At 72.7% G+C, this 11,417-nt stretch carries 9 protein-coding genes; 5 read left to right on the top strand and 4 right to left on the bottom strand.

Features of this window, described 5'->3' with window-relative positions; genetic code table 11:
* The 4 genes from AB0D34_RS42035 to AB0D34_RS42020 form a co-directional block, all read left to right on the top strand.
* Positions 1-499, top strand: a 499-nt coding sequence (locus AB0D34_RS42035) for an IS5 family transposase (protein ID WP_362672167.1), incomplete at its 5' end; no start/stop codon positions are given.
* 80 nt (positions 500-579) lie between these two features.
* A complete protein-coding gene (locus AB0D34_RS42030) occupies positions 580-906 on the top strand; it encodes a hypothetical protein (RefSeq protein ID WP_362672165.1) in 327 nt (108 codons plus the stop codon).
* A gap of 625 nt (positions 907-1,531) precedes the next feature.
* A complete protein-coding gene (locus AB0D34_RS42025; protein ID WP_362672163.1) occupies positions 1,532-2,425 on the top strand; it encodes a glycosyltransferase in 894 nt (297 codons plus the stop codon).
* Between the two features lie 362 nt (positions 2,426-2,787).
* Positions 2,788-6,345 (top strand): BTAD domain-containing putative transcriptional regulator, encoded by a 3,558-nt coding sequence (locus AB0D34_RS42020; protein WP_362672161.1) that lies wholly within the window; start codon positions 2,788-2,790, stop codon positions 6,343-6,345.
* Here AB0D34_RS42020 and AB0D34_RS42015 read toward each other — a convergent pair whose 3' ends face one another.
* The 3 genes from AB0D34_RS42015 to AB0D34_RS42005 all read right to left on the bottom strand — a co-directional run bounded on the left by AB0D34_RS42015 (position 6,346) and on the right by AB0D34_RS42005 (position 9,628).
* Complete coding sequence (locus tag AB0D34_RS42015; protein ID WP_362672158.1) at positions 6,346-8,106, bottom strand: bifunctional 3'-5' exonuclease/DNA polymerase; 1,761 nt, start codon at positions 8,104-8,106, stop codon at positions 6,346-6,348.
* A gap of 90 nt (positions 8,107-8,196) precedes the next feature.
* Complete coding sequence (locus AB0D34_RS42010) at positions 8,197-8,949, bottom strand: Clp protease N-terminal domain-containing protein (RefSeq protein WP_362672156.1); 753 nt, start codon at positions 8,947-8,949, stop codon at positions 8,197-8,199.
* 49 nt (positions 8,950-8,998) lie between these two features.
* Positions 8,999-9,628 (bottom strand): LysE family translocator, encoded by a 630-nt coding sequence (locus AB0D34_RS42005; RefSeq protein WP_362672154.1) that lies wholly within the window; start codon positions 9,626-9,628, stop codon positions 8,999-9,001.
* 66 nt (positions 9,629-9,694) lie between these two features.
* Between AB0D34_RS42005 and AB0D34_RS42000 the strand changes: the two genes are divergently transcribed.
* Complete coding sequence (locus tag AB0D34_RS42000; protein ID WP_362672151.1) at positions 9,695-10,876, top strand: DUF2786 domain-containing protein; 1,182 nt, start codon at positions 9,695-9,697, stop codon at positions 10,874-10,876.
* On the opposite strand, the gene AB0D34_RS41995 is transcribed toward AB0D34_RS42000, so the two are convergent.
* Positions 10,857-11,396 (bottom strand): DUF4232 domain-containing protein, encoded by a 540-nt coding sequence (locus AB0D34_RS41995; protein ID WP_362672148.1) that lies wholly within the window; start codon positions 11,394-11,396, stop codon positions 10,857-10,859. The genes AB0D34_RS42000 and AB0D34_RS41995 overlap by 20 nt on opposite strands.
* Positions 11,397-11,417 lie beyond the last annotated feature (21 nt).

Below are 11,417 nucleotides of genomic sequence, written 5' to 3'. Positions count from 1 at the left end.
TCGCACCGAGCCGGACGATCACGCCCTCGGCCGGTCCCGGGGCGGCTGGACCACCAAGATTCATCTGGCTTGCGAGCAGGGTCAACGCCCCTTGTCGCTGCTGGTCACCGCCGGTCAGCGGGGCGACAGCCCGCAGTTCGTGGCGGTGCTGGAGGGCATCCGCGTGCCCCGGCTCGGGCGCGGCCGTCCCCGCAGACGGCCACTGCGGGTCCGGGGCGACAAGGCGTACTCCTCACGCGCCAACCGTGCCTACTTACGCAGGCGCGGGATCCGCTCCACCATCCCGGAACCGGCCGACCAGGCCGGCCACCGCAAGCGCCGCGGCGGCAGCGGTGGGCGTCCTCCGGCCTTCGACCGCGAGGATTACAAGGCCCGCCACGCTGTCGAATGCGGCATCAACCGCCTCAAGCGCAATCGGGCTGTTGCCACCCGGTTCGACAAGCTCGCCGTCCGCTTCGAGGCCACCGTCCACATTGCCGCGATCAACGAATGGCTGTGACCGAACGGAACTGTCGGACCTGCATGCCATCCTGGCGGCGGCAACCCGGCAGTACGTCGGCACAAGGGGAGAGCAGACGGATGGCGGCAACCTACTACTGCGCCGACAGCGAGAACGGCCACCACATCGACGACCCGTCCGAGGACGCCCTGTTCGATCTGATCAGCGAACTGAACAACGCGGACAACACGTTTATCGTCATCCAGCCCGACGAGGACGCCCCGTCCTGGTTCGCCTCCGTGGCCGTCCTCGACGAAGGCGGCTACGAAATCGTCCGCCGCGACAGCACACGCCGCGAACACGAGGTCGACACCGACAGCAGCATCGGCCGGATCGCCAACGACCTCATCATCTGGTTGGCCGCCCGCGACTTCCCCGAACGGCCCCGACAGACCAGCCCTTTCTAAAACACGGCCTAGAGGCCAGAGGTTGGGCACCAAGTGGCGGGGTGACCGTTTGACCGGTGCCCCGGGGGCGAGTGACGGGGTGACCGGCTACCCGGGGGCCGGGGGCCGAGTGACGGGGTGGCCAGGGTGCCCGTTTGACCGGTGGCCCAGGGGTCAGAGGCCAGAGGCCAGAGGTTGGGCACCAAGTGGCGGGGTGACCGTTTGACCGGTGCCCCCGGGGTCGAATGACCGGCTACCCGGGGGCCGGGGACCGGCGGCCGGGTGACGGCGTGGCCGGAGTGCCCGTTCGACCCGTGGCCCAGAAGCCAGAGGTCGGGAGCCCCAAGTGACGGAGCGGCCGGGTGACCGGTGGCCCGGGCCCCAGGCCACCGGTCACCCGGGGGACATGGCGCACGGGTGACCCGGGGCCGGCGATCGGGGCCAGATGGCCGAGGGCCGGACGGCCGAGGACCGGACAGCCGAGGACCGGACAGCCGGGTGCCACGGGGTGAGGCGCCTTCCGCTACCTCACCCCCATCCACCCCACCCACACATCCCCATACGCGAGAAGTCCTTACCGTTAACGACTAGCATCGCGCCGGTTGATGCCCGTCGGGATGACGGGCAGAGGGGACGAGGTGGGGACATGGACGCGCCGAGGATCGCCGTCGCCGTGGTGACGATGGGGAACCGGCCCGACGAGGTCGACGCGCTGCTGCAATCCGTCGCCAAGCAGGACCTCGCCCCGGCCCGGATCGTGATCGTCGGCAACGGCTGCCGGCTGCCCGAGTTCGCCAAGCGCCTCTCCCTGCCCGGCGAGGTCACCACCCTCGACGTCGAGGAGAACCTCGGCTGCCCCGGCGGACGGAACGTGGCGCTCACCCGGCTGCGGGACTTCGGCGACGTGGACGTCGTAGTGGAACTCGACGACGACGGACTTCTCGTGGACGCCGATGTGCTGCGCCGCGTACAGGAGTTGTTCGCGGCGGACGACCGCCTCGGCATCGTCGGTTTCCGCATCGCGGACGAGAACGGCGAGACCCAGCAGCGGCACGTCCCCCGCGTCGGCGCCTCCGACGCGATGCGCGGCGGATACGTCACCGGGTTCCTGGGCGGCGGGCACGCCTTCCGCATGGCCATGCTCGCCGAGACCGGGGACTGGCCCGCCGAGTTCTTCTTCGCCCACGAGGAGATCGATCTGGCCTGGCGCGCCGTCGACCGCGGCTGGCACATCCTGTACGCGCCCGAACTGCTGCTCCAGCACCCGAAGACCTCGCCCGCCCGGCACGCCGTCTACTACCGGGTCAACGCCCGCAACCGCGTCTGGCTGGTCCGCCGTCGGCTGCCGCTGCCGCTCATCCCCGTCCACCTCGGCGTATGGACGGCGCTCACCCTGCTGCGGACCCGGTCGGGAAGCGGGCTGCGCGCCTGGTTCGCCGGGTTCGCCGAGGGTCTTCGGGAACCGGCGGGCGAACGGCGGCCGATGCGCTGGCGAACGGTGTGGCGACTCACCCGACTGGGACGCCCGCCCGTCATCTGAGCACGCACCGCCCCAGAAACAGGACGAGAGCCCCGGTCGTTCACCTCCACCGACCGGGACCCTCTCGCGTCCCCGGATCCGGCCGCGACGGCGACACTCCCCCGAGCCGCGCATCGTGCGCGCGCACCCTCGGGCCAGATCCGATGTAGTGATCACATCAGGTTGCGCCAACAAATCGCTAACATGTGGCCATCGCATCTACGTTCTGTTGTTCGCCGGTTGGCGTGAAGTCGACGGCGGCGATGGGGAACCGACGGTGTGGAACCGCGGGATGGGGGCGGACTCCGGCAACGGCCGGTGTCTGGTGGCTGGCGGGAAACCGCCGTGAAGAGGGCGGAAATCCGCCAGAAGTGGGCGGCGTGATGGGGCGCGGATCGCAGTCGGGGCTGCGGTTCGGACTGCTCGGACCGCCGATCCTGTACGACGGCCATGACGAGGTCGGCGGCCAGGGCAGCACCGAGAGCGAGGGCAGCACCGACAGCCAGCGCGGCACCGACGGCCAACGCAACGCCGTCGTACGCGTAGTCGGCAGCCGCAAGCTGCGGATCCTGTTGGCCGCGCTGCTCCTCGAAGCCGGCCGGGTCGTCTCCGCCGAGGCCCTCAAGGACGCGCTGTGGGGCAGCACCCCGCCCGCCTCGGCGAAGGCCTCCCTGCACAACCACGTCTCCCGGCTGCGCCGGCTGCTCGACGACCCCGACCGGCTGCGAGCGGTGGCCCCCGGCTACGTGCTGCGCGTGGCGCCGGGCGAACTCGACGTCCAGGTCTTCGAGAGCCACGCCGCCCGGGCCCGCGGCGCGCACGCCGACGGGAACTGGACCGAGACCGTCCACGCCTGCGCGGCGGCCCTCGCGCTCTGGCGCGGCGCCCCGCTCAGCGGCGTCACCTCCGAACTCGCCGGATACGCGCTGGTGCAGCGCCTGGAGGAGGCCCGACTGCTCCTCCTGGAATGGCGCTACGACGCCGAGCTGGCCCTCGCTTCCACTCGACCGGACGCCCTCGTCCCCGAACTCTCCGCGCTGGCCGCCGAACACCCGCTCCGCGAGTCCTTCCACCGCCAGCTGATGCTCGCCCTGCACCGCACGGGCCGTCACGCCGAGGCCCTCGCCGTCCACCGCGACCTCCGCACCCGCCTCGTCGAGGAACTCGGCGTGGAGCCGGGACCCGCGGTCCGCGAGGCACATGTGGAGGTGCTGCGCGGGGGAGAGGACCTGGGCGACAGGACGGGGCAGTCGTGGGCCGGCCGTCTCTGGCACCCCCGAGCGGAGCCCGCGGAAGGCGACTCGGACCGGACCGCCGCCCCGAGCCCGACAGACGTCACGCGCCCGGCCGTTGACCCCGATGAGGTACGAGAGAGGGGCCGTACGACCTCCCCCGGCACGCCTCGCCCAGACGCTACGCGCGAAGACGCCCCGCCGCTCCCCACCGCCCCGCCGCTCCCCACCGCCCCGCCGCTCCCCACCGCCCCGCCGCTCCCCACGGCCCCGGCGCTCCCCACCGCCCCGCCGTCGGCCCCTACCCCCCGGACGTCGTCCTCCACTGCCCGCGAGTCATCCCTCACCGCCCAGGCGCCGCCCCCCGCGACTGAACCTCCCCGCCCCCACACCCACGCATCGCATCCCCACGCAAGGGCGCCCCACACCCAGGCATCATTCCCCGCACCCGTGCCCCGCCCCGCCCAACTCCCCCCACCCCCCGGCCACTTCACCGGCCGCACCACCACCCGCGAAGACCTCCACCGTGCCCTCACCCTCGATGGCGGCCCCTCCATCGGCGTCATCAGCGGCATGGCTGGCGTCGGCAAGAGCGCGCTCGCACTCCATGTCGCCCATGAGCTGCGGGAACATTTCCCCGATGGCCAGCTCTACGTCAACCTCCAGGGCGCCACCCCGGGGATGACCCCTCTCACTCCGGCCCAGGCGCTCACCGCCCTGCTCCGCGACCTCGGCGCCGACTCCCGCAGCATCCCCGAACACCCGGACGCGGCCGCCGCGTTGCTGCGTTCGCTCCTCGCGCCCACCCGCACGCTCATGGTGCTGGACGACGCCGCGAGCGCCGCACAGGTGCGGCCGCTGCTGCCGGCCGGCGGCGGCTGCGCGGTGATCGTCACCAGCCGCTCCCCCCTGACGGCCCTCGACGACGCCCACCGCTTCCCGCTCGCCCCCCTCTCGGCGGAGGAGAGCGCGGAGTTGCTGCGCACGGTGTCGGGCCGGTACGGCAGAAAGGACCAGGGCACGGCCGGTCCAGGCACGGCCGGTCCAGGCACGGCCGGTCCAGGCACGGCCGGCGCAGACGCCTACGCCGCACACGTCACCCCCATAGACGCCACCCACCCCCTCATAGAACTCACCGGCCGCCTCCCCCTCGCCCTCCGTGTCGTGGCCGCCCGTCTCGCCGCCCGCCACGCCCTCACCCCGGACGTCCTCGCCGACCAACTCGCCGCCACCGAGGACCGGTTGCGGCACCTGGAGTACGACGACCTCTCCGTCCGCCGCTCCCTCGCCGTCGCCCACGACGCCCTCGCCGCCTCCGGCCGCCGCTCCGACCGCGACGCCGCGCTCGCCCTGTGCCGCATCGGCGCGCTCGACCTGCCCACCTACGGCGTCCCCCTCGTCGCCCGCCTCCTCGGCACCGACGGCAGCGACGAGACCCGTGCCGAGGACGCCCTCGACCGCCTCGTCGACGTGGCCCTCCTGGAGGAGACGGCGTACGGCCGCTACGCCCCGCACGGCCTGGTCCGCGACTTCGCGAGGGAGCTCGCGGGCACCGCGCACGCCCCCGGCATCGCCCGCACCGCCCTGCGCTGGTACGCGGCCGTCGCCGAGCGCGCCCTGACCGCGATCGTCGAACCCGGCCTCGACCTGGAGGACCGCCGCCGCCCGACCGCCGCCCAGCCGCCGGAGCACGCGGCGCACGTGCTGGCCATTCCCCCCTTCCCGTCCTCCGAGAAGGCCTTCGCCTGGGCCGAGTCGGAGCTGGAGAACATCGTCGTCCTGGCCGAGCGGCACGCGGACGCCCCCGACGAGCGCACCGCCGCCCATGTCTCGACCCTGCTGCGGCTGCTCTCCCCGTTCCTGCAGCGCAGCGGCCGGGTCGCCGAGACGGAGGTCCTCGGCCGGGCCGCCCTCGCGGTGGCACGGCGGCTCGGCGACGAGGAGGCCGAGGCATGCGCCCTGGGCGATCTCGCGGGGCTGCACTTCCTGACGGGCCGGCACGGCGAGGCCCTGGCCTTCAACGACCGGGCCCTGGAGATCTGGCGGCGGCTCGGCAGGGACTCCTGGACCCGCCGCTGCCTCAACAACCGGGGCCTGCTGCTCGAAGGCCTGGGCCGCTACGACGAGTCGGGCGAGGCACTGCGGCAGAGCCTCACCTACTCACGGCAGTTGAACGATCCCTTCGGTGAGGCCGTCACCCACAGCAACCTGGGCAACCTGTATGAGCACAGCGACCCGCGCGCCGCCATCGAACAGCACCGCCGCTCGCTCGCCATCGGTGAGGAGACCGGCAGCGTGGTCGTACGGCACTCGGCGCACTGCAACATCGGCTACGCCCACCTCACCCTCGGCGAACCGGCCGCCGCCATGGCCCACTTCGAGGAGAGCCTGCGTATCCTCGGCAGCCCCGGCGACTGGCACGGCGAGTCGCAGAGCCGCCTCGGCCTGGTCCGCGCCCTGCGTCTGATCGGTCACGGCGATCGCGCCGCCGCCGAGTGCGCGGAACTGCTGCGCCGCGCGGACGCCCGCGCCGACCGCTACACCGGCGCCCTCGCCCGCCACCAGCACGGACTCCTGCTGCGCGAACGGGGGAGGACCGAGGAGGCGCACGAGCAGTGGCGGGCCGCTCTCGACGCGCTGGACGGGACGGACGAGAAGACGGTGCTCCAGGAGCTCATCGCCCTGCTCGACGACTCCTGTTTACGGTGATCACTTCGCGTCCGCATAGCACTCCACCACGGCCGTCGTGAACGGGAACCGCACCGGCGTCTCGCCGAACGTCAGCCGCCCGGCCAGGTCCGACGCCTCCCGGATCGCCGCCACGACGGCCTCGGTCTCCTCCTCGGGACAGTGCACGATCACCTCGTCGTGCTGGAAGAAGACCAGCTCGGCCGCCATCCGCGCACAGGACTGACGTAGCGCGGCGAGCAGCAGCAGCGCCCAGTCGGCGGCACTTCCCTGCACCACGAAGTTCCGCGCGAACCGGCCACGGGCCCGGGCGTTGGAGGAGGCGTATCCGGGCATCCACCCCTCATCTCCCGAACCCGAACCCGAACCCGAGCCGGAACCACTGCCGGAGCCGGAGCCGGAGCCGGAGCCGGAGCCCGAGCCGGACCGCTCAGCCGGTTCGTCCTGAGGCATCCCCGCCTCCTCACCGGCCTCTCCCGCCCCCACCGCGGGCGGACACGTCCGCCCCAGCCAGGTGCGCACCAGCCGCCCCTCCTCGCCCGCACGGGCCGCGTCGTCGACGTACGCCACCGCCTTCGGGAAGCGGCGTCTGAGCGCGGCGAGGTTCTTCAGGCCGTCGCCGGAGGTCTGGCCGTAGACCGCGCCGAGCACGGCAAGCTTGGCCTGACCGCGGTCGCCGGAGAAGGCGCGGTCGGAGACGGACTGGTAGAGGTCGGTCTCGCGGCCGGCCACCTCCATGAGCCCCGGGTCGCGGGAGATGGCCGCCAGCACGCGCGGCTCCATCTGGTCGGCGTCGGCGACGACGAGCCGCCACCCGGGGTCGGCGACCACGGCACGGCGGATCACCTTGGGGATCTGCAGGGCACCCCCGCCATTGGTGACCCAGCGTCCCGTGACCGTGCCGTGCGCCATGAACTCGGGTCGGAAGCGGCCGTCCCGCACCCAGTCCTGGAGCCAGGACCAGCCGTGGGCGACCCAGATGCGGTACAGCTTCTTGTACTCGATCAGCGGTTTCACGGCCGGGTGGTCGACGGACTCGATCTCCCACCGCCGGGTCGACTTCACCTTGATCCCCGCCTGCGCGAATGCCTTGATGACGTCGGCGGGCAGATCGGGCCGCACCCGGCGCCCGAAGGCCGCGGACACCTCGTCGGCCAGCTCGGCGAGGCGCCGGGGCTCACCGCCGCCGGCATACCGCTCGCCGAGCAGTTCGTGCAGCACCCGGCGGTGGGTCTCGGCGCTCCACGGCAGCCCGGCGCGGTTCATCTCGGCGGCCACCAGCATCCCCGCGGACTCGGCGGCGGTCAGCAGCCGCATCCGGTCGGGGTGCGCGGTGGTGTCGTGCCGTCGCTGCTGGTCGGCGTAGACCTCGACGAGGTCGGCCAGCGGGAGGTGGACGCTCTGCGGCTCGAAGAGGGAGGACTGCGAGCCGGGTTCGGCGGAGCGCTGGGGCGGATCGGGCGGTACCGGGCCGCCGCGCAGCCGGGCCAGGGCGGCGGCCGCCGAGCGGGGTTCGCCGTATCGCCCCGCGTGGCCGAGCAGAAGGGTCTCGGCGTCCTCGACGTCGTAGCACCGCTCCACCCGCACCCCCGAGGCGAGCAGCCGCGGATACACCTCGGCGGTGGACCGCCACACCCACCGCGCCACCTCGGGCCGCTGCCGCACGGCCTCGGCCAGGTCCTTCTCCCGCCGCACCGGCCCGTCGGGCAGCCCGTCAGGGCCGAGGGCGGCGAGCTCCACGCCACCGTCCTCGGCCGGAGCGAGAGCCCAGCGATCGGTCATGGTTGCGAGTGTGACAGGAGGGTCTGACAACGGGCATTGCGGACAGCGTCCGGGCTCGGAGTGATCCTTCGCAGCCCTCCTCAGCCCTGCTCAGCCCTGCTCCCCCTGCGACTGGGACTGGGACTGTGATGTCACATACCCCTCCAGCTCTTTCGCGAGGACCCCCTCCACCGACCCCTTGTCGATGCCGAGCCCTGACAGGACCCCCGTCCCGTTTTCGAACTCCAGCAGGGCCAGCAGGATGTGCTCGGTGCCGATGTAGTTGTGGCCGAGGCGGAGTGCCTCGCGGAAGGTGAGTTCCAGGACCTTCTTGGCGTCGGAGCCGTAGGGGACGAGTTCGGGGACCTCCTCGGCGGCCGGCGGCAGCGCGTCGGTCGCGGCCCGGCGTACGGCGTCGAGGGTGATGCCCTGGGCGCCGATCGCCTTGGCGGCGAGGCCCTCCGGTTCGGCGAGCAGGCCGAGGGCGAGGTGCTCGGGGCGGCCCTCGGGGTTGCGGGCGGTGACGGCCGCGTTGTGGGCCGCCATCACCACGTTGCGGGCCCGCGGGGTGTAGCGGCTGAAACCCTGGTCGGCCGCCAGGTCCGCCGACTCCTTCGGCACGAACCGCTTCTGCGCCGCCTGCCGGGTCACCCCCATGCTCTTGCCGATGTCCGTCCAGGAGGCACCCGAACGCCGCGCCTGGTCCACGAAGTGACCGATCAGATGGTCGGCCACCTCCCCGAGGTGATCGGCGGCGATCACCGCGTCCTGGAGCTGGTCGAGGGGCTCGGCATGGACCTTCTTGATGGCCGTGATGAGGTCGTCGAGCCGTACGGATGACGTGATGTCGGGGTTCGTCGTCATACTGTCAACCCTAGGTTGACAGCGAGGGGGTGTCAACCAGAGGTTGCCTCTACTTCGGCGCGGCCACCAACCGCACCGCGAGCCCCGTGAACACCGTCCCCGAGACGATGTTCATCCACCGGTTGACGCGCGCACTGCGCCGAAGGACGTTCCCCAGCCGCCCGGAGAGCAGCCCCACACCGCCGTCCCACGCGAACCCCATGACCACGATCGTCATCCCGAGCAGCAGCAACTGACCCGGGACGTGGCCGAGCGACGGGTCCACGAACTGGGGCAGGAACGCGACGTTGAAGAGGATCACCTTGGGGTTGAGCAGATTGGTGACGGCCCCCTGCCAGAAGGCCCGCCGCATCCCCGCCCCGCCTTCGGCGGCCCCGTCCTCACCCGGAACCGACCGGTCGCGGAACGCCTTCACCGCCAGGTGGAGCAGATAGGCCGCACCCACCCAGCGCAGCACGTGATACAGCGTCGGCAGGGTGTTGAACAGCGCCGACAGTCCGAGCGCCGCCGCGACCGTGTGCACGAGCATGGCGCAGGCCACGCCGAACGCCGCCATCACCCCCGCCGCGGGGCCGCCCCGGCCGCCCATCGCCACGATGAACATCATGTCGGGACCGGGAGTGACACAGAGCGCGAAGGCGGCGACGAGGAAGGCCGCATAGAGAGACATGTCCACCATGCCGCCATGCTTCGAGCGGCACACGCGCGTGGGCGAGCGATTTTCGGGGAGTGAGACGATCGCCCCGTGAGCAGCAGCAACAAGGACGGGGCCGACAACACCCCCACCGCCACCGTCGACCGCGCCTTCCGGACCGCCCTCTACGCCGACGACGACACCGCCCTGGACACCGGCGCCTCCCTCCTCGCCGCCGACCCCGCGACGGACACCGAACTGGCCCGGCGCGGCGCCGAGTTCGTGGCCCAGGCCTGGCGGCGCGGCTGGCAGCCCGCCGATGTCGTACGGATCGTGCGACGCGAACTGGACGAGGCGCACGTACACCTCGCCACGGCCCTGATCCGCGCACAGGCCCCCGACGACCGCCCGCGCGGCCACCGCTGGGCCGCCCAGCTGGCTCAGCTCGCCCAGCCGGACGCCCCCGACGACAAGGCCCCCCGTCCGGACCGCTTCACGCACGCCACCGCCGTACTGGAGCTGTACCGCCTGCTGCTGCGCCTGCCCGCGCTGGAACCGCTGGAGGAGCCCCGGCGAGAGCACAGGGGAGGGAGCAGGGGTGAGCACAAGGGCGACGCCCGCATGCTCGGCCGCATACGTGCCCTGCTCGCCAAGGCGGAGGCGACCGGCTATCCGGAGGAGGCGGAGGCGCTCACCGCCAAGGCGCAGGAGCTGATGGCCCGGCACAGCGTCGACGAGGCGCTGCTGGACGCGCGGGCGCCCTCGAAGGACACCCCGGGAGCCTGCCGGATCGGGGTCGAGCCGCCGTACGAACAGGCCAAGGCGGTGCTCCTTGACGCGGTCGCGACGGCCAACCACTGCCGGGCCGTGTGGAACGAACCGCTCGCCTTCTCCACGGTCGTCGGGTTCGAGGGCGACCTGGAGGCGGTCGAGCTGCTGTACACCTCGCTGCTCGTGCAGGCGCAGTCCGCGATGGCGAAGGCGGAGGGGGCCCAGCGGGCGGGCGGGCGCAAGCGCACCAAGACCTTCCGGCAGTCCTTCCTCGCGGCCTACGCCCACCGCGTCGGCGACCGTCTGCGGGCCGCCGCCGAGGCCCCGGTGACCGACGACCTGCTCCCGGTCCTGGCCTCCCGCGAGGTCGCCGTCACCGACCGCATGGACCGGATGTTCCCCGAGACCACCACGACCCGCCTACGCGGCGTCAGCGACGAGGCGGGCTGGACCGAGGGCGCCCGGGCGGCCGACCGGGCGCAGGTCGGAAACCGGCCCCGGCTCAGTCACCGGCCTGAGTGAAGCCACTGACGGAGGCCTTCGGCACGTCGGCGCTGCCGCTCTGGCCCTGGACCGGGCCGTACGACCACTTGTAGCTCTTCGCGTCCCCGGCTCCCGGCAGGGCGATGTTCAGCGTCTTCACATCGAGGCTCGCCTTGCCGCCGGCCTCGCCGCGCGTGTACGTGAGGGTGAAGGTGGCGGCCGTGCCCTTGGCCAGGGTCAGCTTCGTGGACTTCGTGCCTGCCTCGGGCGAGACGCTCGCCGACGAGTCCGTGGCGTTCAGGTCGATGCCGGGGAAGCCGTCCAGCGTGCATTCGGCGCTCTGGTTGGTGAGCGTGACGGGGATGTTGCCGGTGTCCCCGGCGGCGGGGGCCACGTTGGCGGGGCCGACCTCCACGTCCATGTCACCGATCCGGCACGTGGTGCCGTCACCCGGGCTCGCGGAGGCGCTGTCACCGCCGGAGCTGTCCTTGCCACCGGAGCAGCCGGTCAGGAGCAGGGCCGCGGCGAGGGCGGTGACGGTGAGGGGGGCGGCGCGCATGTGAAGTCCTCTGATGTGAGC

It is taken from the genome of Streptomyces sp. NPDC048420 (assembly GCF_040651535.1).
Classification (GTDB): Bacteria; Actinomycetota; Actinomycetes; order Streptomycetales; family Streptomycetaceae; genus Streptomyces.
This window is presented reverse-complemented; position numbering and strand designations above follow the sequence as displayed.

What these genes read in the sequence shown, in the direction of transcription:
- AB0D34_RS42030 (WP_362672165.1), top strand. Translation starts at nt 580, where the DNA reads ATGGCGGCAACCTACTACTGCGCCGACAGCGAGAACGGCCACCACATC.
- AB0D34_RS42025 (WP_362672163.1), top strand. Translation starts at nt 1,532, where the DNA reads ATGGACGCGCCGAGGATCGCCGTCGCCGTGGTGACGATGGGGAACCGG.
- AB0D34_RS42020 (WP_362672161.1), top strand. Translation starts at nt 2,788, where the DNA reads ATGGGGCGCGGATCGCAGTCGGGGCTGCGGTTCGGACTGCTCGGACCG.
- AB0D34_RS42015 (WP_362672158.1), bottom strand. Translation starts at nt 8,106, where the DNA reads ATGACCGATCGCTGGGCTCTCGCTCCGGCCGAGGACGGTGGCGTGGAG.
- AB0D34_RS42010 (WP_362672156.1), bottom strand. Translation starts at nt 8,949, where the DNA reads ATGACGACGAACCCCGACATCACGTCATCCGTACGGCTCGACGACCTC.
- AB0D34_RS42005 (WP_362672154.1), bottom strand. Translation starts at nt 9,628, where the DNA reads ATGGTGGACATGTCTCTCTATGCGGCCTTCCTCGTCGCCGCCTTCGCG.
- AB0D34_RS41995 (WP_362672148.1), bottom strand. Translation starts at nt 11,396, where the DNA reads ATGCGCGCCGCCCCCCTCACCGTCACCGCCCTCGCCGCGGCCCTGCTC.